This is a genomic window from Litoreibacter ascidiaceicola (assembly GCF_900129235.1).
GTDB lineage: Bacteria > Pseudomonadota > Alphaproteobacteria > Rhodobacterales > Rhodobacteraceae > Litoreibacter > Litoreibacter ascidiaceicola.
In genome coordinates this window covers 56,212-82,322 of the sequence record NZ_FQUV01000011.1, presented here as the reverse complement: position 1 = coordinate 82,322, position 26,111 = coordinate 56,212, and the positions used below count along the sequence as shown (strand labels likewise).

28 protein-coding genes are annotated in these 26,111 nt (G+C 54.6%); 11 read left to right on the top strand and 17 right to left on the bottom strand.

Features of this window, described 5'->3' with window-relative positions; genetic code table 11:
* Positions 1-318: 318 nt before the first annotated feature.
* Positions 319-759: a DUF454 family protein gene (locus BUB72_RS17455; protein ID WP_245814927.1), complete on the bottom strand. Its 441-nt coding sequence runs from the start codon at positions 757-759 to the stop codon at positions 319-321.
* 113 nt (positions 760-872) lie between these two features.
* Between BUB72_RS17455 and BUB72_RS17450 the strand changes: the two genes are divergently transcribed.
* Complete coding sequence (locus BUB72_RS17450; protein ID WP_073146135.1) at positions 873-1,982, top strand: polysaccharide biosynthesis/export family protein; 1,110 nt, start codon at positions 873-875, stop codon at positions 1,980-1,982.
* A gap of 491 nt (positions 1,983-2,473) precedes the next feature.
* Here the strand turns inward: BUB72_RS17450 and BUB72_RS17440 are convergent, their stop codons facing one another.
* The 4 genes from BUB72_RS17440 to BUB72_RS17425 form a co-directional block, all read right to left on the bottom strand.
* Positions 2,474-3,685, bottom strand: coding sequence for a phospholipase D-like domain-containing protein (locus BUB72_RS17440; protein ID WP_175549199.1), 1,212 nt, complete (start codon positions 3,683-3,685; stop codon positions 2,474-2,476).
* Between the two features lie 311 nt (positions 3,686-3,996).
* Positions 3,997-5,733 (bottom strand): histidine kinase dimerization/phosphoacceptor domain -containing protein, encoded by a 1,737-nt coding sequence (locus BUB72_RS17435; protein ID WP_073146133.1) that lies wholly within the window; start codon positions 5,731-5,733, stop codon positions 3,997-3,999.
* A gap of 14 nt (positions 5,734-5,747) precedes the next feature.
* Positions 5,748-6,305, bottom strand: a complete 558-nt coding sequence (locus tag BUB72_RS17430) for an RNA polymerase sigma factor (RefSeq protein ID WP_073146132.1) — start codon at positions 6,303-6,305, stop codon at positions 5,748-5,750.
* Positions 6,302-6,466 (bottom strand): NepR family anti-sigma factor, encoded by a 165-nt coding sequence (locus BUB72_RS17425; RefSeq protein ID WP_073146131.1) that lies wholly within the window; start codon positions 6,464-6,466, stop codon positions 6,302-6,304. The genes BUB72_RS17430 and BUB72_RS17425 overlap by 4 nt, the downstream gene beginning before the upstream one ends.
* A gap of 97 nt (positions 6,467-6,563) precedes the next feature.
* On the opposite strand from BUB72_RS17425, the gene BUB72_RS17420 reads away from it, so the two are divergent.
* Positions 6,564-7,367 (top strand): response regulator, encoded by an 804-nt coding sequence (locus BUB72_RS17420; protein WP_073146130.1) that lies wholly within the window; start codon positions 6,564-6,566, stop codon positions 7,365-7,367.
* Between the two features lie 40 nt (positions 7,368-7,407).
* On the opposite strand, the gene BUB72_RS17415 is transcribed toward BUB72_RS17420, so the two are convergent.
* Together BUB72_RS17415 and BUB72_RS17410 are read right to left on the bottom strand one after the other, a co-directional pair.
* Complete coding sequence (locus BUB72_RS17415) at positions 7,408-7,794, bottom strand: Dps family protein (protein ID WP_342742176.1); 387 nt, start codon at positions 7,792-7,794, stop codon at positions 7,408-7,410.
* A 150-nt stretch (positions 7,795-7,944) separates the two neighbouring features.
* Entirely contained in the window at positions 7,945-8,109 is a 165-nt protein-coding gene (locus tag BUB72_RS17410) for a DUF1328 domain-containing protein (RefSeq protein ID WP_073146129.1), read from the bottom strand.
* 164 nt (positions 8,110-8,273) lie between these two features.
* Here BUB72_RS17410 and BUB72_RS17405 point away from each other — a divergent pair, with 164 nt between their 5' ends.
* On the top strand, positions 8,274-8,606 hold the full coding sequence (locus tag BUB72_RS17405) for a DUF883 family protein (protein WP_073146128.1): 333 nt from the start codon (positions 8,274-8,276) through the stop codon (positions 8,604-8,606).
* 1 nt (position 8,607) lies between these two features.
* Entirely contained in the window at positions 8,608-8,934 is a 327-nt protein-coding gene (locus tag BUB72_RS17400; RefSeq protein ID WP_073146127.1) for a phage holin family protein, read from the top strand.
* Here the strand turns inward: BUB72_RS17400 and BUB72_RS17395 are convergent.
* Positions 8,915-9,274, bottom strand: coding sequence for a hypothetical protein (locus tag BUB72_RS17395; protein WP_073146126.1), 360 nt, complete (start codon positions 9,272-9,274; stop codon positions 8,915-8,917). The two genes, BUB72_RS17400 and BUB72_RS17395, sit on opposite strands and share 20 nt — an antisense overlap.
* An 89-nt stretch (positions 9,275-9,363) precedes the next feature.
* Here BUB72_RS17395 and BUB72_RS17390 point away from each other — a divergent pair, with 89 nt between their 5' ends.
* Entirely contained in the window at positions 9,364-10,092 is a 729-nt protein-coding gene (locus BUB72_RS17390) for a Crp/Fnr family transcriptional regulator (protein WP_073146125.1), read from the top strand.
* Positions 10,093-10,165: 73 nt separating this feature from the next.
* Here BUB72_RS17390 and BUB72_RS17385 read toward each other — a convergent pair whose 3' ends face one another.
* On the bottom strand, positions 10,166-10,357 hold the full coding sequence (locus tag BUB72_RS17385) for a PLD nuclease N-terminal domain-containing protein (RefSeq protein WP_175549198.1): 192 nt from the start codon (positions 10,355-10,357) through the stop codon (positions 10,166-10,168).
* A gap of 323 nt (positions 10,358-10,680) precedes the next feature.
* Here BUB72_RS17385 and BUB72_RS17380 point away from each other — a divergent pair, with 323 nt between their 5' ends.
* The 6 genes from BUB72_RS17380 to BUB72_RS17355 are packed head-to-tail and all read left to right on the top strand — an operon-like array spanning position 10,681 to position 16,687.
* Entirely contained in the window at positions 10,681-11,763 is a 1,083-nt protein-coding gene (locus tag BUB72_RS17380; protein ID WP_073146124.1) for an AI-2E family transporter, read from the top strand.
* 54 nt (positions 11,764-11,817) lie between these two features.
* Positions 11,818-12,666, top strand: coding sequence for a transglutaminase-like domain-containing protein (locus tag BUB72_RS17375; protein WP_245814925.1), 849 nt, complete (start codon positions 11,818-11,820; stop codon positions 12,664-12,666).
* 57 nt (positions 12,667-12,723) lie between these two features.
* Complete coding sequence (locus tag BUB72_RS17370) at positions 12,724-14,151, top strand: circularly permuted type 2 ATP-grasp protein (RefSeq protein WP_073146123.1); 1,428 nt, start codon at positions 12,724-12,726, stop codon at positions 14,149-14,151.
* Between the two features lie 4 nt (positions 14,152-14,155).
* A complete protein-coding gene (locus tag BUB72_RS17365) occupies positions 14,156-15,097 on the top strand; it encodes an alpha-E domain-containing protein (protein ID WP_073146122.1) in 942 nt (313 codons plus the stop codon).
* 12 nt (positions 15,098-15,109) lie between these two features.
* Positions 15,110-15,907, top strand: coding sequence for a transglutaminase family protein (locus BUB72_RS17360; protein WP_073146121.1), 798 nt, complete (start codon positions 15,110-15,112; stop codon positions 15,905-15,907).
* Positions 15,908-15,955: 48 nt separating this feature from the next.
* Positions 15,956-16,687, top strand: a complete 732-nt coding sequence (locus tag BUB72_RS17355; RefSeq protein ID WP_073146120.1) for a proteasome-type protease — start codon at positions 15,956-15,958, stop codon at positions 16,685-16,687.
* Between the two features lie 100 nt (positions 16,688-16,787).
* Here BUB72_RS17355 and BUB72_RS17350 read toward each other — a convergent pair whose 3' ends face one another.
* The 8 genes from BUB72_RS17350 to iolD all read right to left on the bottom strand — a co-directional run bounded on the left by BUB72_RS17350 (position 16,788) and on the right by iolD (position 26,067).
* On the bottom strand, positions 16,788-17,474 hold the full coding sequence (locus BUB72_RS17350; protein WP_073146119.1) for a D-lyxose/D-mannose family sugar isomerase: 687 nt from the start codon (positions 17,472-17,474) through the stop codon (positions 16,788-16,790).
* A gap of 143 nt (positions 17,475-17,617) precedes the next feature.
* The gene (gene fahA, locus BUB72_RS17345) at positions 17,618-18,844 is read right to left on the bottom strand and encodes a fumarylacetoacetase (protein WP_073146118.1); all 1,227 of its coding nucleotides are present in this window, start codon (positions 18,842-18,844) and stop codon (positions 17,618-17,620) included.
* A gap of 11 nt (positions 18,845-18,855) precedes the next feature.
* Positions 18,856-20,199 (bottom strand): homogentisate 1,2-dioxygenase, encoded by a 1,344-nt coding sequence (hmgA, locus tag BUB72_RS17340; RefSeq protein WP_139250716.1) that lies wholly within the window; start codon positions 20,197-20,199, stop codon positions 18,856-18,858.
* Between the two features lie 252 nt (positions 20,200-20,451).
* Positions 20,452-21,438, bottom strand: a complete 987-nt coding sequence (gene iolG, locus BUB72_RS17335) for an inositol 2-dehydrogenase (protein ID WP_073146116.1) — start codon at positions 21,436-21,438, stop codon at positions 20,452-20,454.
* A gap of 4 nt (positions 21,439-21,442) precedes the next feature.
* Positions 21,443-22,270 (bottom strand): class II fructose-bisphosphate aldolase, encoded by an 828-nt coding sequence (locus BUB72_RS17330; protein WP_073146115.1) that lies wholly within the window; start codon positions 22,268-22,270, stop codon positions 21,443-21,445.
* A gap of 54 nt (positions 22,271-22,324) precedes the next feature.
* Complete coding sequence (locus BUB72_RS17325; RefSeq protein WP_073146114.1) at positions 22,325-23,167, bottom strand: 5-deoxy-glucuronate isomerase; 843 nt, start codon at positions 23,165-23,167, stop codon at positions 22,325-22,327.
* Between the two features lie 12 nt (positions 23,168-23,179).
* On the bottom strand, positions 23,180-24,163 hold the full coding sequence (gene iolC / locus BUB72_RS17320) for a 5-dehydro-2-deoxygluconokinase (protein WP_073146113.1): 984 nt from the start codon (positions 24,161-24,163) through the stop codon (positions 23,180-23,182).
* 38 nt (positions 24,164-24,201) lie between these two features.
* Positions 24,202-26,067 (bottom strand): 3D-(3,5/4)-trihydroxycyclohexane-1,2-dione acylhydrolase (decyclizing), encoded by a 1,866-nt coding sequence (iolD, locus tag BUB72_RS17315; protein ID WP_073146112.1) that lies wholly within the window; start codon positions 26,065-26,067, stop codon positions 24,202-24,204.
* Between the last annotated feature and the right edge of the window lie 44 nt (positions 26,068-26,111).

Genomic DNA, 26,111 nt, shown 5'->3' with positions numbered 1-26,111 from the left:
CCATTCAGCCCGTCCAGCGCCCCGACACTGCATCACTGCCCTGCCGGTGAAGGGGGTTCTAGGCCCACTAGCCCACGCCCGCAACACCTTTTTTGTACTTTTAAGAAATTTCTCGAAACGAGACCGCTGCTCCGCGGCGAGACTCGTCATCAACCCTTTAAACACTGGGGTTTTGGCACAATCAACGCATCGGGTTTGTTGACTGACCTCTCTGATTCCTGCGATGAAACTGCCCGACCAGAGTCATAAATTCAATATTATACGAGTCGCCCTGTCGCGACTCGCGAGTCGCCATGCTGACATATTCCGGCGCAGAAACTAATGAGGCCGCGTCAGCACGAAAAGCGCGGCGGTGCCGAGGCAGATCGCCTGCACGGCGATGATGGTCGCGGACAAATCCATGATCACACTCACACACAAGATCGCAGCCATCGCAGTGCAAGCGGCAATCTTGTAGCGCGGCGCGATCGCTCCGCTCGCTTCCCAATCAGCAATAATCGGTCCGAAAATGCGATGCCCGACAAGCATTCCTCTTAAGCGTGGTGATCCTTTGGTGAAAGCAAACGCTGCGAGCAGGACAAGTGGTGTTGTCGGCAAGAGAGGCAGGAACACTCCCACGATCCCCAATCCCAAAGCCAGAAGACCAAACCCCAGCCACACCAACCGCACCAGATGGCCTGCGCCCGATCGGAGAGAGGATCGTTTCATCAACATTGGAAGCCGCTCGTCGTAATCATCTTCCCAAGCTAGGGCGCGCAAGCGTTGAAGTAAACGAAGCGAGCTGCTGGTGCGGCCAACTTGCTTGTTGAGGTTTTAACCAACTCACCTTATTCCCGACGCAACGAGGCAGTTATGACCATCGGGGGGCGAGCATGACTATTTGGCGCAAATCAATCGGGGCGATCGCTGTAGCAGCACTTCTGTCAGGCTGCGCCTTACCGCGCGGTGCCGCTTTGCAATCCGAGATCACCAAGAACGCAGATGACGAGAATGCGCAGTTTGCAGTTCACCCTGTTACCAAGACATTCCTTCCACGCTATGCCAAGTGGCCATCAACCGGTGGCGTTAGCCGCTTCAGCTGGATAAGCAAACAGCGTGGCCCGATTGGGCGCGTGATCCTGTCGGGCGACAAAATTAGCATCGCGATCTGGGACAGTGATGAAAACTCGCTGCTCACAGCACGCGAGCAGAAAGTCGCGCAACTTCAGACGATCGGCGTTTCAACCAACGGATCGGTGTTCGTGCCATACGTGGGATCAGTCACCATTGGTGGCATGACCGACAGCGCGGCCCGCGAGAAAATTCAAGAAGCGCTTCTGGCAGTGTCCCCCTCTGCACAAGTTCAACTGAGCTCCGTCGCTGGTTCGCGTCACTCAGTCAGTATTGTCTCTGGCGTAAACAGCCCCGGCACATTTCCGATTGAAGAGCGCGACATGACAGTTTTGACCGCCCTATCGCTGGGCGGCGGAGCTAAAGACCGGTTTGAAAATCCCCAAATCCGGCTTCTCCGCGGCAATAACACCTATGCTATTTCGCTGGACAGGTTGCTCAAATCACCGGCCCTCGACACGACACTGCGGAGCGGTGACAAAATTGTAGTGGCGGAAGATGAAAGCTATTTCCTTGCGCTTGGCGCTTCCGGCAAAGAAGAACTGATAACTTTCCCGAAAGAGCATGTAAGCGCACTGGATGCTGTGTCTTTGATGGGTGGCCTGTCTGACAGCCGCGCCAACCCGGAGGGAATATTGGTCCTGAGAGAGTATAGCCCCAAGGCGGTTCGTGCGGATGGCGTGTCTGGCCCCGAAAACGAGCGGGTGGTCTTCACCATGGATCTGACATCTGCAGACGGGCTATTCAGCGCTGGCAAGTTCCGCATCAATCCGAAAGATGTTGTCTACGCGACCGAAAGCCCGGTCAACAACGCACGTACGATCATCGGGCTGATTGGCTCTGGTTTTGGAATCGCCAGTCAGGTGAATTAGGACGCTATCCGGTATCGTGGGTTGCAACCTAGTAACCGCGCGTTAGAAGATTTTATGACAATTGGACGCAGACACGTTTTTTTTGGGTCGCGTATTCCAACACGCCTGATGTCACTGCCGGATCTGTCTCGTCGAGTAAACGAAACGTCAGGTGCAGGCCGAAAAAACCGTCTTTGATGGCCAATATATTTTGGCGCATCGGCCATTTGGCGACGACCGTGGGTAATGTTCCGAAGTCTTAAACGGGCAAACTCTAGTCGCCGCAGGAAATATAATCGACTTCGTTCAGGTCCATCACTCCCATTCCGATGAAGTGGACACACTCCGGGGTTTGCACTTCCAAAGCCACCCCACGTGCGAGACAATTTGATGCGCTGTGTTAGTGGAAACCGTCGATTGCGTTGGAGCGGGGGCCTTGAAAAACTTCCCCAATCGTTACTGTCCGATGGAGCATTTTCTGCTCAACACATGTGGCGTGAATTTTCTTAGCTTCATACGATCTCCTCAGCGACACCTGGCAGGTTCCGCCCGAACTGACGTGCAGGGGCAACAGCGTAAGGTAAAATAAAGCTGGTCCGGTTAGACGGCGCGGTATTTTGATTGGCTAGCGCGAGATCACGCCATGCCGAAACAGCACTCGCAGGGTCGAAGTGCCTTGCCGCTGCATCCTTTCGTAACCAGTGATCGAAACACCGCTTTTTCAGCCGTAGGACGTCATCCTTGTCGTCAAATGAAACTCCGACTTCTGTGTCCCACCTCATGCTGCGCCCGTTTAGGTTCGCTGATGACACTATTGCGAGGTTTTCATCGAATATCGAGACCTTCGCGTGGACGTAGATCAATGGCGCATCATTCAATGCGGCTCTCGTGGTATCCGACGTCGGTCTTGTTTGCGCAACAGCGGCAACAAAGAGGCGCTGGCCAAAGGTTTCATACAGCAGATCCAAGCATTTAGCCTGCAGATACTCGCCATATCTGGCGTCACTGCCCTTTGACCCCTCGAAAGCTACATCATCAGGGGCTGCGGGAAGAACCAGAATCACGCCAAGATCCGGGTTAGCACGGCCCGCCGCGCAGAGGGTTTTCGCAAGTTTGGTGTCCCTGAAAAACTGGGACTCAAGATAGATCAACCGCTCCGCGTCTCGAAAGCCTTTCGCATGCGCGGTCTCGATCTCGTTCAGGACAGTGCGCGGCGATAGATACGGCGTGCTAATTTGGTGCGGAATTGAATAAGTTCGCAGCAGATCGGGAAACGGCTTATTCATCACGGATTGGTCACGCTTTGCGAACGCTTTTAGATAGGTATGAGCCGACTTCGCACGGTCTCCGCCGACCATCACCTGCACATCGTGCCATGTCTGTTCACTTGCCTGATCATGATCCAGCGTATCAAAGCGCCGTTCGTCCAAATCCAGACCGCCCACGTAGAGGCGCGCGCCATCAAACACGGCTAGCTTTTGATGATGAGTTGCGGGATAAGAGCTGGGCGGGGGAAATATCCGCGCGCGAAGATTACTTCCGTTCCGTTTCAATAGAGGACGCAACGCGGGTAAATGCTCCACCTCAGTATTACGTTGGCCTTCCGGTAGTTCTCGCAATCGCGCTGCGTGGCGGCGCACCTCAAGATAGGTCCTAGGCCACAGCAATAAACGTGGGAGCATTCCCATCTGCGCGGGATGCATCTCGGCTTTGATGTCAAACAAATCAGAGTCGCCCACGGCGTCACGGAAGCCTTTCACCGACACATGAGTGGCGCGGTGAAGATCGGTTCCTACGATCGGATCAAAATCCGAAATTCGCAGCGTAACCCTCACTCCCTTGCTAACTACATGCCGCACCAGATCGCCCCAAGTCTCACCAATAGCGCGCCCGGCATCAGATCGAAGACGGGTCTTCGGGTCGAAAACACGGAAAGACGCGATGACCTCAGATTTGGCCGCCAGAAAAGCGCGCTCAAGCGCAGGATATGCCTCGCTTGCTGTCAAATAAAACTCGGGTTTATCGGGGCCAGCCATCAATAATCCAAAGGTTCGTGCGAAAAATCGGCTATCGTGAACGTCGCGCTGATTTTATAGTCAGACTCGCCGTCTTGGATAGACACTTCAGCTCCCAACTGAATAGAGAACGATCGCACCAGTTTCGCCCCAAGCCCCGTTTTCTCGACATCATCGTTTCCGGCCAATGCAGGGCCTTTAGAGTTAGCCACACTCAGCGTGGCGGTGCCATCACCATTATCCGCAAATTTGATATTGATCCACGGTCGACCTTGCGCAGGCTTACCAACATATTTCAGCGCATTGGTCACCGCTTCAGACGTGAGCAAGGACAGCGGCACAGCCTGATCCGGGTAAAGGGCAACATCCTCAATGTCTTTGTTTATTTGAATATCAGTACCCGGGGCAACGCCGACAGACAGCATCTGGGCAACGACATCCGACAACATCACACCGGCGTTCAGATTGTTCAGGTTGTCTGTCTGATAAAGATTACGATGCACAGTCGCGAGACCAAGGATACGGTCCTGCAAGCGGCCAAGCACAGCTTTGGTTTCGGAACTACGCGCCTTGCGCATGTGCATATTCATGATCGACGAGATCAACTGCAGGTTGTTCTTAACGCGATGATGCACCTCTTTGAGCAAGATGTTCTTTTCGCGCACAACTTCTTCCATGGCTGCTTCGTCTTGAAGCAGCGATTGTGCCATCGACACAAAGTCATTTTCCATTGCCCGCAATTCGAAGGCCATAGATTGGCTATCTTGCGAGGTTTCAGGCGGAACCGTCCGCTCTTTTGCAAACTGGTCCATCTGGCTTCGCAGCCGCCGGATGTGGCGCAGCACCAAGCTGTGCAATGCCATGTAGGCAACAACGAGGCTCGCAACCCACATTAACAAAGGGAACAGGCTGGCCGATCTATTGAAACTGGCGGCTTTCAAAACCGCTGCGTCACCATCCCAAATACTCAACGCGTAAACGGTATCTTTGATGATGGGTGTGGCGGTATAAATTCGATTGTCTTTGTTGTTTTGAAATTCGCGAAACGCCACCGGCTTTGATCCGACAAGCGTTTTCAAACTCCGATCAACGGGGAGCCGATCCGCCGCGCTGGCCAAATCGAGGGTTGATGTCAAAACGACACCGTCACTGTTGTAGGTAATAACCTCAACCGGACTGAGTTCAGTCTCCGCTTCTGAATTAATCTCAAGACCGTCGTGCGGGATCGACACCACCACGTAGCCTTTAAAGACGTCGCCTTCGAAAACCGGATGCACCACGACTATCACTGAGGTCTCGGACACCCTCCCCGCGACCCGGATGTCGACAAAGGGTTGAGGACTAGACTTGGCCTTTAAAAAAATCGGGTTATCCGAGAAATTGAACGACTTCTTAGAAGTCGAGCAATTCATCTGACCCGTTTCATCCGGGAAGCCGATCAGTGAAAACTGTTTCGACTTGATACGGTAGTTAGTCAGCATGTCGTAACACGCCTGTGGGTCATCTTTGATCACCGGAAGCACAGTCGACAACGCCTCTGCGGCGGCAAAGGCGCGCTGAATTGTTTTGCGTTCTTCCGCCGCTGCAAGGTCTGTCCAAGCGATCAACGCCAATTCCAACCGCTGCTGTGCCTGCTGATTGACCGCTCGGCCTTGATTGACGGCAATTAGCCCGATTGGCAACAACGCCAAAGACAAGAACACAACCACCTTGAAGGCAAGGGTATCAAATCGGCGGCGCAATCGGTCGAATTTCATACCCTTTACCTTAGTTAGACGGGAGACGCGCCGCTGGCAGTAATCACGGCCATCGTTGCATTGTCTGTCAATTCCAAGGATTCGTCATCTTGCAGATTCAGCAGTTCGCTCAGCCGTGCTCGACCTCTGTTCACACGACTCTTGATTGTGCCAACAGCAACGCCACATGTTTCAGCTGCTTCTTCATATGAAAAGCCAGACGCGCCAACCAAAATCAACGCTTCGCGCTGCTCATCGTTTAGCTGAGCGAAAGCTTTCTTGAAATCTGTCATCTGCAAATTGCCATCATGAGACGGCTTGACTGCCAGCGTCTCAGTAAACACGCCCTCGCCGTCCGAGACTTCACGGTTCAGCTTTCGGCGACTTGAGTAAAAAGTATTGCGCAGGATCGTGAACAGCCAAGCCCGAAGGTTCGTACCTGCTTGAAACTTATCAATGTTTGTCCAAGCTTTGACGATGGTGTCCTGCACCATATCATCCGCGGCGGCTGGATTACGGGTCAAACTGATGGCGAACGCCCTTAAAGCTGGCAAGTGCTCTACCAGCTCGTCGCGTGGATCAGGGTTGCTCATCGTGACACATCCGAACCGCCGCTGTCGCTCTGCGACTTCAGCTGCGACAACAGGTCTTTAAAACGGTCGGGAATCTCTTCGTTGACAACTTCCTCATAAACCCGCTTCAGATTCTCATCTATCTGCTTTTCGCCTCGTATTTTTTTTTCGTCGCTCGCCATGAGGCACCAAGCCCTTCAATTAAAATTTGACACTCTTGGGAACCAAACGCACAACGTACGCGTTAGGTTCCGAAAATAGTTCGAACAAGGGAAAAAAATGTCTGACAGCTTAGATAGGTCTGAACTCATCGGAACACATCTTCCGTTTTTGCGTCGCTATGGCCGTGCGCTGACCGGAAGTCAGAGCAGCGGCGATGCGTATGCCGTTGCGACATTAGAAGCCATTTTACATGATGCCACCATCTTTGACGAGGTCGGTGACCCGCGTGTAGGCCTCTTCAAGGTCTTTCACAGCATCTGGGCAAGTTCGGGCGCACCCGTCGACGTCGAAGAAAGCGGCCCGCGCGCTGCTGCTCAGGACCACTTGAAGGATCTTACCATGAACACGCGCGAAGCCCTTTTACTTAACACTATTGAAGAGTTGAGTTTCGCGCAGGTGGCTACGGTCATGGACATCGAGCAAGATGAAGCAGAGGAGCTTGTTATCATCGCCAAACGGGAAATGATGGAAAGTGTTACCGGTCGCGTGATGATTATTGAGGACGAGCCTATCATCGCGGACGATATTGAGGCCATCGTCGAGCATCTCGGTCATGACGTGGTCGGCATCGCACGAACTCGAACGGAGGCTGTTGCACTCGGGACCCGCGAAAAACCCGATTTAATTCTTGCGGATATACAACTCGCCGACAACTCATCTGGCATCGACGCGGTCAATGACCTGATTACCGCTTTGGGGGACGTGCCTGTTATTTTCATCACTGCATTCCCAGAGCGTTTGTTGACGGGTGAAAAGCACGAGCCGGCCTTTCTGATCACCAAACCGTTCAACGACGAACAGGTCCGATCCGCAGTCAGTCAAGCGATGTTCTTTGCCTCGACGCAAACCCTCAAAGCCTAACAAATGAAAGCTCCGCCGAGTGCTGGCGGGGCTTTTCCTATCAGGTCGCCGAGAGCGCCTTCAGCATCCAAGATGCCTTTTCGTGAAACGCCGACCGCGCCGTGGCCATATCCTCAGTGACCGGGTCGTTCTCTTCCCCAGCCAGCTTGATCAGTGCATGCAACCTGCGCGCCACGCGCTCGTGATCGCGACTTGAGTCAGCACACATATCACCAGCGCTTGGAACTTCGGCAAGGTCCTCAATGACCGAGTTCTCCATGATATCCGCCATACTCATCGGTGCAAGTTGACCCAAGGCACGGATGCGCTCGGCCAAGTCATCGGCAGCGGCAAACATGTCTTCATAGTGCTCTTCGGTCAGGTTGTGCAGCGCGAAGAAGAGCGGGCCTTCCACATTCCAGTGGTACGTATGGGTTTCGAATGTCAGCCGTTAGGTTTCTGCAAGCACGTCCCGCAACCCTTCTGCCACGGAGGATGGACTCCGGACGCCACTATTGATGTCGGTCGATGCTGGAATGATACTCAGTGCTTCTGTCATTGTATTTCCTTTCCGCTCACTGATTGATTCAGAGACTGTTCATACTTTTCGAACCAGTCGTACGATGAGCGTCGCCACGAAGAGCGCCAGAAAGATGAAGAACAGGATTTGAGCGATGCCGGCGGACGCGCTGGCGATGCCTCCGAACCCGAAAACTCCGGCAATTATTGCGACGACGAAAAAAACTAAAGCCCAGTATAACATGATGTTTTCCTTTCAAATTTGGTTGTAGTTGTGTGGCCCTTGATGCTTGCCCAACTGCGCGGCCTCCCCCGAAGTTCCCCAAAAATATTTGCGAAATGTCGGGAACGGTCCGTGCTCTCAGCGCGTTAGTAGGTGAAATGAAACAATTGAAAGGAAGCATCACCATGGCACGCTCCACCGCGAAAGTTGAAGAACTCAAAACCCCGACCAGCGACGACATCGCCGAACAACTCGCCGTCCTAAAATCTGACATCAGCGGCCTGACTGACATCATCGCCGAAATGGGCAAAGGCAAGGCATCCGATCTATCCCAAGCTGCGAGTGCAAGGGCGCGCGCAGCGCGAGAGCAAGGCGCAGAACAGCTGGAGCGCGCAAAAGAGCGTGCCGCTGATCTGCAGGATCAGGCAAACGATTTCGTCTCCAAACAGCCAGCAACAGCTTTGGCAATTGCGGCAGGTGCCGGCTTCCTGATCGGCTTCATGAGCAATCGTCGCTAAGATGTTTGATCTGATTGAAAAGAAGGCCAAGGCGGCAGCGCGAAGTATCGTGCTGTCGTCTGTCGGCGGACTGTCAATGGCTGTGGGTCTGGCGTTCCTGACTGTTGCGGCTTGGATTTTTCTGACGGCGGTGGCAACGCCACTAACAGCGGCGCTGGTGATTGGCGGTGTTTATACTGGACTGGGGCTCATCATGATGGGTCTGTCATCCGCGCGCTCCACCGAGCCAGCACCCGTCGCACGCACGCACGCTCCGTCAGAGGCACCACCTTTGATGCAAGCGTTTTTACACGGGATGCAAGCTGGCGCTAACGCTCAACGGCGGTAATGCTTTTCAGCGCCTTTGTCAGTGATGCAGTCGTGAAAGGTGCTGCGACATGCACCCATTTCGACACAAGATCGGGTCGCGCGATATCCTCGGAATTGATCAGAACAAGCCACGACTGTGATGCCTCGATCGCCAGAGACAATCCGGATTTTGCGACGTTCTCGGGAGTTCCGCACACCAGCACAAAACTGGGCGTTACCACCTCGCTCAACAGGTCCACGGCCTGCCCCATAGATTCCACGATGGTTACAGATGCAGCGGGGTTAAATTCCCCGATGATTTCTGACAAGTCGCTGGCAACAATAGGTTCCTGTTCAACCACGAGATACATATTTTGCATGGGGCCCACCCTGACGTCTATCAGGCACCTCTATGGTACAGATTAGCATTTCATGCATTAAACTATGACATAGAAGGAGCAATAAACACATGACTACGAAATGCGGAAACTGCCCTCTACGCAACAAGGATTTGTTTATCAAATTCTCAAACGATGACATCAAATTCATGGAACGCTTTAAATCTGGGGAATTGAAGATTGAAGCGGGAACGCCGCTACTTATGGAGGGCTCGAACAGCCCCCAGCTTTTTACCGCTCTCCGTGGGATGGGTGTACGTTACAAGACACTGCAAAACGGAAACCGCCAAGTGATTAATCTCGTATTCCCTGGCGACTTCATCGGGCTGCAAGCCGGCGTCATGGGGGAAATGGGCCACTCCGTCGAGGCCACGACGCCCATGACCTTATGCGTCTTTGACCGCAGCGAATTCTGGAATTTCTTCCGCACCCATCCTGATCGCGCCTTTGATCTGACATGGCTTGCAGCCGTCGAGGAACATTTTTTGGGCGAGGCGATGGCGTCCATGGGTCAGCGTACTGCCATCGAAGCCATCGCGTGGGCTCTTGTGCGAATTTTCAAGCGCGGACAAGCTTTAGGCCTATCCCAAGGCAACACGATGCCCCTGCCCTACCGACAGCAAGATCTCGCGGATACTTTGGGTTTATCGCTGGTTCACACGAATAAAACGCTGACAAAACTCAGGGATCGCCAATTGGCAAGCTGGTCCGGTGGTGAATTGCGGGTCAACAATATCGAGACCCTCGCAGAGCTGGCCCAAATGGATGTCGAGGCCGCTGTTAAGCGCCCGCTCATGTAGTAATCCCAGTTAAAATAAAAAAAAGCCGCCCACTTTCGTGTGACGGCTTTTTCTGTTGGCTGATCTGTCTCGACTAAACCGTGCTGGTAGAGGATCGTGGTCCAGCGAAGAACCAAATCACAAAACCCACGATGGGCAGCAGAAGAACCAACAAAGTCCATCCGACTTTCGCACCTGTCGAGGCGCGGGACCCGATAATCGAGACGATGGCCCAAATATCAAGGGCCAAGATAATTAACCCACCTATTCCTGAATACTCCAACATAATCGCTCTCCTATTTGCGTATACCTAACAACGTCGAAGGAGCGGTTTGGTTCCAGAAAGGATTAAGTATTTCATTTCTGTACGGAAGAGTTGTCCAGCGATCCTCAGATTTTTGGTGTATCAGCCAGTGCCATGATCCAGAATCCCACAATCAAATGGGGTTTCTGTGGAACCAATCCTTACCCCCTGACGTTATCTGTACGAAGCGCGGACAGCCCGTCGCATTAAAGGAGAAAATCATGAATCGCATTATTTATCTTGTTGGCCTAGTCGTTGTCGTTCTAATAATTTTGTCGTTTCTCGGCCTGCGTTAGGTCCAGAGAATGGCCGCCGAGCGATCAGATCTTAGGGCCATACGCCAGAGCCTTGCGGTTCTAACGACCTTGTCGTTCTTTGTGGTCGCCTACTTCGCGCGGGAGCTTATCCTACCTATTCTTTTGGGATTTCTAATCGCGCTGACCTTGAGTCCGGTGAATAGATTCATTCAACGCACCGGACTCCCGGCGGCAGTATCTGCTGTCTTTCTTATCCTGTTCGCTGCCTCCGGCATCGGCTTTGTCGTGTTTTTTGTAGGCGGCACTGTCTCGGAATGGAGTGACGATGCGCCGTCGCTGCTACGCCAGCTTAAATACAAGTTGAGTGGTGTCAGCGAGACGCTGGAGGCCGTTCAAAAAACCTCGAAAGACATTGAGCAGATCGCGAGCGACACGGACGCTACGGTTCAATCCGTCGCGGTCAAACCGCCGAGTTTGTTAAATTCAGCTGTCACAATCGCCACCAGCACGGCGACCACAATCGCTGTGGCATTAATACTAGCGCTGTTTTTACTCGCCTCAGGCGATATGTTTTACCGTAAATTAACGCAGTCCTTTCCAACGCTTAGCGGAAAAAAGCGTGCATTGAGCACCGTGTACGACATCGAACGACAAGTGTCGGGGTACCTCCTGACCATTACGCTCATCAATGCGGGACTGGGTATTGCAGTCGGAATTGCAATGTGGATGATCGGGCTTGAATACGCCTATATCTGGGGCATCGCTGCGTTCCTACTTAACTACCTCCCTGTTTTGGGCGGCGTTATCGGAACACTCCTTGTGGCCGCATATGCGATTGTAACTTTTGACAGCCTCTCATACGCCCTGCTGGCTCCTATTTCGTATCAGGTTCTTACTTCGTCGGAAGCTCAGTTTGTCACGCCATACATCGTTGGGAGGCGGATGGAACTCAATATCGTCGCCGTTTTCCTAACAGTGGTCCTCTGGGGTTGGCTTTGGGGGATTGCCGGTGTGATCGTGGCTGTGCCGTTTTTGTTGGTATTCAAAGTTGTATGTAACAACTTCGAGAGCTTAACCGTGATCGGCAGTTTTCTGTCTTCGAACGAAGATCTGTCGCCGCGTACCGAATAGCGGCCGCTCTTCAAACCCCTTTTATCTAGCCCTTCATTTCAGAATTCCATTGACGTGAAAACCACAATCCGGCTTGTGGGGGGATCGTCGGGTTCTGGAATGCTGCAAGGATTGGAGCGCATATTGTTGATCTCCATTCATACGCATCTGAAATACTCGACACGCGAGCCTTGTAGCCTGCTGTTGCAAATTGAAGCCGCTCAGGAAGACACTCAGCGTTGTGAAGCGAACCTGAGGACGATCCAGCCCGATATAGACTGGCGCGTCATTGCGGGCGAGGAAGATATCGGGTTTCGGCGCTGGGGCGTAGTCGACGGAACCTTCGACTGCACCTATCAAGCACAAGTGCGTGTGGAGCGCCCCGACGTGCAGCTTGAAACTCTGAGAGCCACGGATTTTGGAACGCTTCCGAACGATGTGACAAAATTCCTGATGCCTTCACGCTACTGCTATCCGGAAGACTTTCTTGAATTTGTGCCCCGTCAATTCGGCAGCTTGCCCGGTGGACGCCTGATCGCAGGAATGTCCAACTGGATCAAAGACCATTTCACTTACGACATTTGTGCCAGCAGTGGCTCGACCACCGCGACAGACAGCTTCAATGCGCGCGCAGGTGTTTGCCGGGACTACGCGCATGTTCTGATTGCAATGTCGCGTTCCGTTGGCATTCCCGCACGCCTTGTCAGCGCGTATGGCCCCAACGTTTTGCCACAAGACTTCCATGCTGTTGCCGAGGTGTTCCTGGACGGTTACTGGCACTTGGTTGATCCAACGGGGATGACACAAGCCTCCGAGATCGTCCGGATCGGTGTAGGACGGGATGCCGCTGATGTGTCTTTTATGACCTCTTATGGCTATATGGAGATGATAAAACAGTCAGTTCAGGTCTCCCGCATCGCCTAAATCATGCCGTTTGATCACGCGCCTTGTAAGTCTGACGACAACCGTTAGCATCTGGGAATGGATTCAGACCTAAAACACTTCGATGAGATGCTATTGGGTTTGGACGGTGTTCGCGCACCCTACGCCGAATATAACCAGTGGTTCTCGCAAGAAGACCCCGCACGTCTTTCCAAAAAATCAAAAGAGGCCGAAGCGTTCTTCCGGCGTACCGGCATTACCTTCAACGTTTATGGTCAGGCGGCTGCTCAGGAGCGGTTGATCCCCTTCGACCTCATCCCGCGCATTATCGCGAACCGGGAATGGACCAAGCTGTCCAAGGGGATTGAACAACGCGTCCGTGGGATCAATGCCTTCCTTCATGACGTCTATCATCGCCAAGAGATTCTGCGCGCAGGCATCGTTCCGATAGAGTTGATTTCCCGCAACGAAGCCTTCCTGCCACAGATGATCGGAGTTACGCCCCCGGGCGATGTCTATACGCATATCGTCGGCACCGACATCGTGCGCACCGGCGAGGATGATTTCTTCGTTTTGGAAGACAATGCTCGAACGCCATCCGGGGTATCGTACATGCTCGAGAACCGCGAGACGATGTTGCACATGTTTCCGGAACTGTTCAGCCAGATCAAGGTTCAGCCGGTCAGCGACTACCCGAAAAACTTGCGCCGTTCGCTCGCGGCCTGCGCACCTGCCAATTGCGACGGAAGGCCAACCGTGGCTGTCCTGACACCGGGCATCCATAACTCGGCATATTTTGAGCATTCATTCCTCGCCGACCAAATGGGCGTTGAACTGGTCGAAGGCCACGATCTCCGGGTGGTCGATGGCCATATCGCGATGCGTACAACCGAAGGATACAAGGTAATCGACGTTCTCTATCGGCGCGTCGATGATGACTATCTTGATCCTCTGAATTTCAATCCGGACTCGATGTTGGGCGTACCCGGCATCATGGACGTCTACCGCGCAGGTAACATTACAATTGCCAACGCACCCGGTACTGGCATTGCCGATGACAAGGCGATCTATTCTTACATGCCCGAGATCATTGAATTCTACACCGGCGAGAAGGCAATCTTGAAGAACGTCGAGACGCATCGCTGCTCTGAACCCGATGCCCTGAAATTCGTGCTGGATAAACTTGCCGATCTTGTGGTCAAAGAAGTGCATGGCTCCGGAGGCTACGGGATGCTGGTCGGCCCTGCCGCCAGCAAGACAGAGCTTGCAAATTTTGCGGCTAAACTGCGTAAGAACCCGTCAAACTACATCGCCCAACCCACGCTGTCTTTGTCGACCGTCCCAATCTTCGCCAAGAAGGGGCTCGCTCCAAGACATGTGGATTTGCGGCCTTTCGTCTTGGTTTCACCGAACGGTATCAACATCACTCCGGGCGGATTGACCCGCGTGGCGCTGAAAGCCGGGTCGCTTGTCGTCAATTCAAGTCAAGGCGGCGGGACCAAAGACACTTGGGTTTTGGAGGATTAGCACAATGCTCGGAAAAACCGCAGGTGGTCTGTATTGGATGTTCCGCTTCTTGGAGCGCAGCGAAAATACCGCGCGTTTGATTGAGGCCGGTTTTCGCATCGGGCTGACAAGATCAAAGGACCCAACCGCAGAGTGGAAATCCGTTCTGACAACCGCAGGGGTGCGCGCCGCGTATGATCTGAAATACGACAACTATTCCGCGGGGCAGGCGTTGGACTTCCTGCTTCGGGACACCAGCAATCCCTCCAGCGTAATTTCATCCATCGAAAACGCCCGAACCAATGCCCGCACCGTGCGTACTGCCCTGACAACTGAAGTATGGGAAGCCGTCAACGAAAGCTGGATGGCATTGAAAGAGGTGTTGAATCGTCCGGCTAAAGAAACCGAGCTGCCCAGCGTTCTTGGGGAAATCCGTCGTCACGCCGCATTGGTCCGTGGCGCTATGCACGGCACAATGTTGCGCAATGATATCTTTGACTTCACCCAGATCGGCATTGCGCTGGAACGCGCGGACAACACCGCTCGGATCATTGACGTGAAATATTACACGTTGCTGCCATCTGCCAGTTTCGTCGGCTCGACGCTCGACAACGTCCAATGGGAAACGATCCTGAGATCGGTCTCAGCCCACCGCTCATTTCGCTGGCTCAATGATCATGAAATTTCACCAGCCAGCATTGCTGAATTCCTGATTTTGGACAGCCGCTTCCCGAGGTCTTTGTCGTTTTGCAGCCGTATCCTCGAAGAAAACCTGGGCTTCCTGGCCAAGGACTATGGCGTGCGTTTGCCCTGCCACGACCTGATCGACGCGCAGCGCGAAAAGCTACGTCAGCATACGATCTCATCGATCTTTGACGAAGGGTTGCACCATTTCATCACGACCTTCATCCGCGACAACAACGCCATCGGGCAGCAGATTGAAATAGATTACAGGTTCGTTGGATAGGCTTTTGAGACCATGAAACTCAGCATCACGCATACAACGAAATACACATATGACGCGCCGGTGTCCTATGGCCTGCAACAGGTACGCTTGGTCCCCGCAAGTTCGAAGCACCAAACAATCGCCAACTGGACTGTCGATATCTCCGGCGGGTCAAAAGAGTTGATGTTTGAGGACCAATACCAAAACCAAACTCTGCTGGTGAAGGCCGATCAAGGGGCAACCGAGGTGTCGGTCAAAGTCTTTGGTGAAGTTGATACGCATTGCTCAGACGGGGTGTTTGGCAAGATCTACGGCGTCGCCCCGCTATGGCATTTCGCCCAAAGCACCCCCCGGACAGCAGCAGGACAAGGCATCACTGCGCTAGCGTCCACCATCGGAACCAAGACCAACATCTTGGACGGGCTGCATGCACTGTCAGAAGCGATCATTGAGGCTGTTCCCTACGGCAACGCCGACACCTTTTCGGGGACAACTGCCGAAGAAGCACTGACGGCCGGGGGCGGGGTGTGCCAAGACCATGCGCAGATTTTCGTCTCGGCAGCGCGGGTCGCAGGCATCCCAGCGCGCTATGTCAGCGGATATCTGATGATGAACGATCGCGTCGAGCAGGACGCAAGCCATGCATGGGCCGAGGCGCACATCGAAGGCTTGGGGTGGGTTGGCTTTGACGTGTCCAACGGGATTTCCCCGGATGAGCGTTATGTCAGGATCGCAACCGGCCTCGATTCCCGTGATGCGGCGCCGATTTCCGGCCTTCGTTTGGGGCCTGCGTCAGAGTCGATGATTGTATCGTTGCAAATTCAGCAATAGATACGCGACTGAGCGCCGAACGATTCACCCCCACATTGGACCCCTAAAATGACCTATTGCGTTGGACTTCGACTGAACGAAGGACTGGTTTTCATGTCCGATACCCGCACGAATGCGGGCGTCGACAACTTCTCTGTCACGCGCAAGATGTTCACTTGGGATGTGCCCGGTGAACGGGTCATCACACTGTTGACAGCTGGGAACCTCGCGACGACGCAAGCCTTGATCAGCCTCCTCGACGAGCGCTCGAAAATTGTCGAAGAACGCAATCCCACGATCCTGGAATTGCCGACAATGTTTCAGGTCGCAAGGTTGATTGGGTCGACTCTAAAAGAAGTCATTCAAGACAGCTGGGCTGAGGGGCCGGAAGCGTCTTCGAAATTCAAAGCATCCGTAATTCTGGGTGGTCAAATCAAGGGTGGGAAGCCGACCCTGTTCCTGATCTATCCTGAAGGCAACTTCATTGAGATCACCGAAGACAGCCCATTCTTTCAAATCGGCGAGGCCAAGTACGGAAAACCCATTCTGGTGCGCGCATATGATCCTGAGATGAGCTTTGAGGACACAATCAAACTGCTGCTCGTTTCGTTCGATTCAACGATCAAAGCGAACCTGTCCGTCGGCCTGCCGCTCGACCTGCAGGTCTATGTTGGCGACAGTTTCGAAGTGGATAACAAACCTCGCATTGAGGCTGACGACGCGTATTACCAAGCGGTATCTAGCGGATGGGGCGACGCATTACGAAACGCGCTTACACAACTTCCAAGCTACAAAGAGTAAAGTTGAAGCGGCTTTCGATGATCAAAGACCGCTTCGAACGTGTATCGTGTGCGGTTCAGGACGGGGTCAGATTGACGCCGAGCAGCGCTGACTGCCCCGCTTAACCGAGCCACTTCCTATAGTCGCTGACCAGTAAGTGCCTGGGATCAACGTCCTCATCAATCGTGGCGAAACGTCCGATAGGTTCTCGGAAGACGTTATCGGTCTCGTCGTCGTTGACTGTCGAGACCTCCCCCACCAGCACGTCACCGCCCTCGCCCCAGAACGCGTGCCAATCACCGGGCCGCAGCGTTATACTTTCACCGGGGGCGAGGCGCAGTTTTTCACCAGCAGCATAGTCGCGCCGAATTCCATCACACCAGACCGTGCCGCCCTGATTTTCAGCAAAACCCCCATCGTCATCCGAGCCATAAAGCTCGATGGTCAACGTCGCTCCACCGCGGTTGATGATGTCCTCGGCCTTGATCACATGGGTGTGCATCGGGGACAGTTGGTCCTGCCGCGAAATCAACAGCTTTTCAGCGTAACACATGCCACCACCGCTTCGCAGATCGGCAAGCAGCCCGTTGCGAAGCGTAAACAGGAACAAGCCCATTTCTTCAAACCGGCCAGCTCCGTAATCGGTAATATCCCAGCCGCAACGGGAGTCGATCACGTGTCGGGCTGTATTGCTCTTGTGCTTGAATTCGTCCGGGGACCAATAGGCGAATGGCGGAAGAACGAAACCGAATGACCGGATCATCTCGTCAGAAGTCGCAAGAATTTCGTTTATGCGCGAGCGTTTCATATCGGAGCTTTCTGTTAACGAATTCGGTTTCTTTGGCCGCCGTCAGCGCATGTAGCTCGCCTCGGTCCATGGCAACAGCATCAGAGTACTCGGCACCGCGCCCATCTTCAATCTGCCTTACCACGCCACCGGCCCTGCATGAATCAACGTCCGAATGGGTCGTCGAGCGCGGGAAGAAGCGTACCCGAGCAATCGCCAAATCCTATCTGATACCCGTCACCATGAGATGCCCCTCGCAAGGTAAGTGTGTCGCCATCCTCGATAAATCTACGGGTGCCACCATTTGGCAGCTCAATGGGCTGATCGCCGCCCCAGCTCAGCTCCAACAGGCTTCCACATTGGCCTCTTTCAGGCCCCGAAATAGTTCCGGTTCCAAGCAAGTCACCAACCCGCATCGGACACCCGCTTGTGGTGTGATGCGCAAGCTGCTGAGCGGCGGAATAATACATTGTGTTGTAGTTCGTCTTGGAGATCGGAGTGCCGTTCAGCATAACCTCAAGATCAATATCAAACAGCATCGGGCCCGTGTCGCGCAAATGTGGCAACAACTCTTTATCACGTGGCGGCGTATTGCAGCGAAACGGAGCCAGCGCCGCTGCCGTCACGATCCAAGGACTGATAGAGGTCGCCGTTGTTTTCGACTGAAACGGGCCCAGCGGTTGATACTCCCAAGCCTGAATATCGCGGGCGGACCAATCATTGAGCAGCACAAATCCGAATATGTTGGCATCTGCCTGATCAAGGGGAATTGGACCTTGCGAGGGCTGACCGACAATCGCCCCAAGTTCGAGTTCAATGTCGAACCGTTCCGATGGCCCCCAGCGCGGCGCATCACCATCTGGCCCCTTAAGTTGCCCCCATGGGCGGCGAATGTCCGTCCCCGATACGACAACGGAGGACGTCCGCCCGTTGTAGCCGATCGGTATGTGAAGCCAGTTCGGTGGCAACGCGTTTTCTGCCCCCCTGAACATCGTGCCAACATTTATCGCATGCGACTTGCTCGCGTAAAAATCTGTAAACTCAGTCACGGCAAACGGCATATGCAGCGTCGCATCCGTTTGCTTGACCAGAACGTCCGGTCGGGGTTCAGCCGTTTCAGACAAGAGCGCGGTCAGGGCGCTACGAAGCGTCGCCCACGCTTCCTGCCCCAAGGCCATGACGGCGTTCCATCCGCGCGGATCGGTCAGTGCACCGCTGTCGACCGGAAGCCTGTCACTTACGGCAGCCACGTCAAGTATCTGATCGCCAATCGCTACGCCCAAGCGGCGTGGGCCACCAGCTACCGAAAACACGCCATAAGGCAGGTTGTTCAGCGGGAACGGACAGTCGGCATGATTAGCAGAGGTGACCCAGCTTTTTCGTAAGGACATCAGGCTTCCCTCTATTTCTTGCCGGGCGTGCCGTCGAATTTCTTCTCCAGATCGGTCCAGCAATCAATGTAGTCATCCTGTAGCGGGGCCTCATCCGCAGCAAACTTGGTGAGATGCTGGGGAAAGCGTGTCTCAAACATGAAGCTCATTGTGTTGGCCAAATACGCCGGTTCAAGTTCCACGTTCGACGCGCCCTCAAATGCGTTCTTGTCGGGCCCGTGGGGCAGCATCATGTTGTGCAAAGACATGCCGCCCGGAATAAAACCGACAGGTTTAGCGTCGTAAATTCCGTGAATATTGCCCATCAATTCCGACATGATATTCTTGTGGTACCACGGCGGGCGGAACGTGTTCTCAGCGACCATCCAGCGATCTCGGAACAGAACAAAATCGATATTTGCAGTGCCTTCCACACCCGATGGTGCCGTGAGCACCGTAAAGATTGACGGGTCAGGATGGTCAAACAGGATCGCACCCACAGGGCAATAAGTGCGCAGGTCGTATTTGCAGGGCGCATAGTTGCCGTGCCATGCGACAACGTCCAAGGGCGAATGGCCGATCTTCGTTTCATGGAACTGACCGCACCATTTTATTGTCATTGTTGACGGGGTTTCGCGATCCTCGAAGGCAGCAACAGGCGTCTTGAAATCCCGCGGGTTGGCCATGCAGTTTGCGCCAATCGGACCGCGCCCCGGCAAATCAAACTTTTGCCCGTAATTCTCGCAAACGAAACCACGGCAAGGGCCTTCCAAAACTTCAACGCGGTAGACCAAGCCGCGTGGAATAATCGCGATTTCCTGCGGTTCTATGTCGATGATACCCAACTCCGTGCAAAATCGCAGACGGCCTTCTTGCGGCACCACAAGCAGCTCGCTGTCGGCCGAGAAGAAATAGCTGTCCACCATACTTTCAGTCACAAGATAGATATGGCTTGCCATGCCGACTTGCGTGTTCACATCCCCCGCCGTGGTCATCGTGCGCATGCCTGTCAGCCAGGTAAACGGCGCCTCTGAATGCGGCACGGGATCCCACCGGTATTGACCCAAAGAGATCACGTCCGGGTCCACTTGCGGCGCAGATTTCCAGTACGGCATATCAATGCGCGCGAAGCGATGCGTGTGTTTGACGGAGGGCCTGATACGGTAACACCATGTCCGCTCGTTCTGGTGCTTAGGCGCAGTGAAGGCGGTGCCCGACAATTGTTCGCCATATAGCCCGTAGTTACACTTCTGGGGGCTGTTCATACCCTGCGGCAAGGCGTTCGGCAGGGCCTCGGTTTCGAAATCGTTGCCAAAGCCCGGCATATACCCAGCATGCGCACCAGACGCAGTCGTCGATTGTCTCAATTCACTCATCGGGTTTCCTTTTCTTCGCAAAGCCCCACTGACGCGCGTCAGGATCGCGCAATGACTGGCTTGGGATCAAACCGGCAAACATTGTCTTGATTGGAACGCGCGGCAGGACAGTTCGCAACCCAAAACATTGAACGCGATGTGCGTTAGAGTTCAGTAGCATTCAGCCGCCAAGACAACGCCCTTGGACTGGCGAATAATCCAGAACCGGACTCAATCGAGAGAATAGCGAAACAGCGCACCCGAGCGCAGTGACTAAACCTGCTTTAGCAACCCGTCACGGGCACTCTCGCTCGCGGCATCGGCAAGGATCTGCGCTTTCAGGCCGTCCATTCCGGTAGGTGTCATCGTGCCTCCGGAAACGATGGTGTCCACGAAATGCGCCATCTCTGCACGATATGAAGCCGCGTAGCGTTCAAGGAAAAACGGCTCGGTGGGCGCGCGTCGATACCCCTCTCCATTCGCAAGCTCGACGCTATGCTGAAGCTGGTTCTCAGCACGCAACAAGCCCTTTTCGCCATGAACCTCAATCCGCTGGTCATAGCCGTAAGTCGCACGACGGGAATTTGATATCTGGCAAATCTTTCCACTCGCCGTTTTCAGCGTCACCGTGGCGGTATCGAAATCGCCTGCCTCACCAATCGCTGGATCAACAACACACGACCCCACTGCGTGAAGCTCCACCGGGTCTTCACCCAGCAAGAAACGCGCCATATCCAGATCATGGATCATCATATCGCGGAAAATGCCACCTGACGTTTTGATGTAGCCAATCGGCGGCGGGGCCGGATCACGAGACAGGATCGTGACCAGTTCGACATTGCCAATAACCTGATCTCTGATCTGACGTTCCAAATGGGCGAAGTTCGGGTCAAAGCGGCGATTGAATGCTGTCATGAACGGGACACCAGCGCTGTCGACCGCGCTTAGGCATTCCTTGATCCGCTCCACCGACAAATCGACCGGCTTTTCGCAGAAGATCGCTTTGCCGTTCGCGGCGGCCTGATGGATCAAATCGTAGTGGGTCGTTGTGGGGGTGCCGATCACAACCGCGTCGATGGTCGGGTCGGTCAGCATCTCGTCGCTGCTCATTACCTTGGCCCCCAGCGAGGCGGCCAGCGCGTCCGCGGCCGCTGGTACCGCATCGGAGACCGCAGCAGCACGCGCCGTCGACATGTTGCGCAAAGTGGCCCCATGAACCTGACCTATCCGTCCACATCCCAAAAGACCGACATTTAGCATTTTCTTAACCTTTCAAAACAGCGAGGACGCCACGCGTCGCTTTCACCATCGGATCATGTGTTTCCTTGAGGATTGATACGCGATCGAACCTGTCCTTATCCGCATTCACCGCCGCACGCATGGCCGCGCCAAATGCCATGCGCAACTCTGTCCCGATGTTGAACTTGCAGATGTTCGTGGTTCGCGCCAGACGTCCGCGTTGCTCCACCGGAACGCCAGAGCCGCCGTGTATCACCAGAGGCACATCTGTCATAGCCTGAATGGCGGCGATCCGGTCTTCGTCCAGCCCGCCTTCCTTGTCCTGCTGTAAATGCACATTTCCAACCGAAATGGCCATTGCATCCACCCCAGTCTCGGCGGCAAAGCGGGCAGCCTCTTCCGGGTCGGTCCCCGCAGAGCTTTCACCGTCGGCATACCCGACAAATCCGATCTCGCCTTCGCATGATATTCCAGCGGCATGGGCCATATCCGCGATCACCTTCGTTTCGGCGATATTCTCGGCCAGCGGCTTTCGCGATCCATCGAACATCAGGGATGTGAACCCGCTGTCCAGCGCCTCCCTGCACTCCTCAAACGTATAGCCATGGTCCAGGTGAGCCACCACAGGCACGCTGGCGGCTTCGGCCAAATACCGGAACATCGCCCCTAAAACAGGAAGGGGTGTATGTGCCCGGCAACCGGGGCCAGCTTGCAAGATGACTGGACAGTTTTCCGCTTCTGCTGCCGCCACAAATGCGCGCATATCTTCCCAGCCTAGCGTGACCAGCCCCCCAACAGCATATCCGCCTGCTTTGGCGGGCTGCATAACTTCAGCAAGTGTAACGAGAGGCATGGGCCATCCTTCTTCAAGTGGAAATCAGCGTGTAATCGGAGCAGTGCATTCGCGTTATTTGAACTTAGCTATCATGTCCTTGATGCCCGGAATCGTCTCGATCTGATAGGCATGGGACGGCTGGAAATACTGGACCAACGAGCGCTGTGACAAACCACCTAGAATGGTGAAATAATACATCTGATATCCTGGCAGCACCGCGCAGGGGTGATACCCGTTATCAATGCAGATCGTCGATCCGTCTACGATGTGATAGGCGTCTCCGGCCTTGCCATCTTCACGTTGGAGCATTTGCACACCAGACCCGTGGTTCGGCTTGAACCGGAAGTTGTATGTTTCATCATGGCGGGTCTCGTCCGGCAGGCGGTCGGTGTCGTGCTTGTGGCTCGGGAATCCGGACCAGCCCCCTTCCCCCACAGTAAACAATTCTGACACCAGCAAGCGGCCCACCTTGCCGTGATACTTCGTGCCTAGGATATGTTTGATCTTGCGATGGGTCTTGGTGTCGTCAGACCCGTATTGCACCCTGTCCAGCTCATCCGAACGGACGGTAAACGCCTCCAGCACCTTGTCATAGCGTGCGCCGCAAACGAACACCTCCGCCTCATCCGACTGGCACACCATGGTGGCGCGGGCCGCAGTGGGTACATAGACACCCTCCGGTTCACCGTCCCAGACATCTTCTACGCGATGCCCCAGCGAGTCCGCCTTAAAGCCTTCGATATCGACATCCACAGTACCTGTCGCCGGTACGATGCAGGTCTCGTATCCCGGAACGACATATTCAAAGGCCTCGCCCTTCTTCAGCTTAACGATGTTGAAATAGTTCAGCGGAACGGTCGGATCCTCGACATCTACGATCGGTTTGTTCTGGTTGTCAAACGGGGCGATATGCATGGGCGGGCTCCTTTAAGCGTCGGTTGGGCCGGGGTGATCGGCCAAAAATTTGTCGAGTGTCGGTGTATCAGCCATCGCCGGAGCACAGCCGGGACGCGACACCGTGATTGAGGCACAGGCAGACCCACGCAAAATTGCGTCTTCCAGATCATACCCTTCGGCAAGAGATGTCATCATTCCAGCCATGAAGCTGTCACCTGCACCCGTGGGTTTCAGTGCCTCGACGGGATAGATACCTGTGCGAATTTCGCGGCCTTGTGCAAAGGTGATCGCCCCTTCATGGCCCATTTTATACACGACGATTTTGGCTGTGTTCTCAGACAACGCACGGGCTTTATCAAGACCTTTGGAAATATCGCCGGCCATGAAGCCAAACTCTTCGTCATTGCCTACGATCATGTCGCACTCGGTCGCAGCGCGGCTCAGAATCTCTTCCGCCACTTGCGGGGACGGCCACGAATACGGACGGTAATCTACATCGAAAATAATCGGCAAACCGGCCTGTTTGGCCAAGGCGAAGGACTTGAAAGTGGCCGTCCGCGACGGCTCTGCCGCAAAGACAGTACCCGCCGTGATCAACGCGCCATATTGGCTGTAATCCACCGCAGCAACGTCGCTTTCATCCATCTGAAAATCGGCGGCGCCATTGCGGTAGATGACTGACTGGTGGTCCTCGACACGGCTTTCATACACCGCCAGCGAATTGCGGAATTCACCGCCAACGGGCGTCACATAGCGTGTATCTACCCCGTAATGCTTCAACTGATTCACGCAGTAGCGTCCGATACTGTCATCACTGACCCGCGTGACCAAGGCAGCCTTGCCCCCAAGCTTGCAAATCCCCGCCGCGATATTGGCCGACGAGCCGCCAAGGCTCGCCGTAAACATCACGCCGTCTTCGGTCTTGGTGCCGGGCGGATCAGGGAAAAAATCCATACCGGCCCGCCCCACGATCACAAAGTTATTTGCTTTGATGCCATCGAGGAGCTGTTTCATTTCTCGGCCACCGCAGTCACTCGTTCAATCGGCTGCATCTACACGCCCTTTCGCTGTTTCGGACGTGTACTTTCGACATCCTTGTGGGCGGCGCGTACCTTCCCGCTTTCGGAAATACGCGGCGTGCCAACTTCCCACCAAGCATGGCCTTGCGTGGTCCAACCCTCGTAAGGGTCGACTTTCATGCAAATCACGTATGTGCGGTCAGCGGCTTTGGCGCGGGTAAATGCCTCCGCCAGCCCCGAGGGCGCATCAACTGTTTCCGCCAGCGCGCCCATCGACTTCGCATGGGCCTCAAAATCGACACTCACCTGATGCGTGGCGGTTGGTGTGTCGGCGATCAAATTGTTGAAACTCTCGTTCCCGGTATTGTTTTGCAGCTTGTTGATGACCGCAAAGCCCCCGTTATCCAGAACCAGAATGATCAACTTCTTCTGGGTCAGTACCGAGGAATAAATGTCGGAGTTCATCAGCAAATAAGATCCGTCACCGGTAAACACGATGGTGTCTTTATCAGGCTCCTTTTCCGCTTGGGCGATACGAGCCCCCCAGCCGCCTGCAATCTCATACCCCATGCACGAAAAGCCGAACTCCACGTCCACGGTGCCGATATCAAGCGTCCGCCAGTTCGCGGTCACCTCGGCAGGCAAACCACCCGCCGCAGCCACAACGCGGTCACGCGGATCGCATGCGGCATTCACCGCACCGATCGCTTGCGCGTAGGACGCAGGCCCGTTTTTGATGCGGGTGTTTTCAGCGACGTAGTCGTTCCACTTGGCGCGCTCATTCTGCGCCATTACAGTCCAGTCAGACGGTGATTTATAGCCGCCCAATGCATCATCCAAAGCAGCCAGCCCCAGCTTTGCATCACCGACTACCGTCATCGACATGTGCTTGGCCGCGTCATGCCGCGCAGCATTTAACCCGATGATGCGGGCGTCATGGGCGAAAGCCGTCCACGAGCCTGTTGTGAAGTCCTGCAACCGCGTGCCAACGGCCAAGATCACGTCAGCCTTCTCCGCTATGGTATTTGCCGAGTCCGATCCTGTGACACCGATTGGGCCAATGTTCAGGGCGTGATCGTCCAGCAGGTTGGCACGACCCGCGATGGTTTCCACGACCGGGATACCGTGCGCTTCGGCGAATTTGGTCAGTTCTGCCACGGCACCGGAGTACTGAACACCACCCCCTGCGATGATCATCGGGCGCTTTGCAGAGCTAAGCAGAGCCGCTGCGTCTGAAATCTCTTCCTCGTCAGCAGCTTGGCGACGAATGCGGTGTATTTGCTCGTCAAAAAAGGACAGCGGATAGTCATAAGTCCACCCCTGCACATCCTGCGGCAGGCCAATGAACGCCGGACCGCAATCCGCCGGATCCAGCATTGTATTCAAAGCGGCGGGCAGGGACTGCAAAATCTGTGCAGGATGGGTGATCCGATCCCAATAGCGGCTGACCGCCTTGAACGCATCGTTAACTCCAAACGTCGGATCTCCGAAATGCTCTAATTGCTGAAGGACAGGGTCGGGCAATCGGGTCAGAAATGCATCGCCGCAAAGCATCAGCATCGGCAAGCGGTTTGCATGGGCGAGCGCTGCTGCCGTCAGCAAGTTCGCCGTGCCGGGGCCAGCAGACGCGGTGCAGAACATGAAGCGACGACGCAGATGCGCTTTGGAATAGGCTGCGGCGGCGAACCCCATCCCCTGTTCGTTCTGACCACGATAAAGCGGCAGTTCGTCTTGGTGGGCATGAAGAGCCTCCCCCAGGCAGGTCACATTGCCATGGCCGAAAATACCAAACCCGCCGCCGCACACCCGCGTCTTCTCGCCGTCAATTTCGATAAACTGGGCGGCAAGGTATCGAACAATTGCCTGCGCGGTCGTCAAGGTTACTGTAGGCTGTCCCAAGGCGTTCTCCTGAAAGCAGGTTCAAATTCGGGTGGGCTACATTT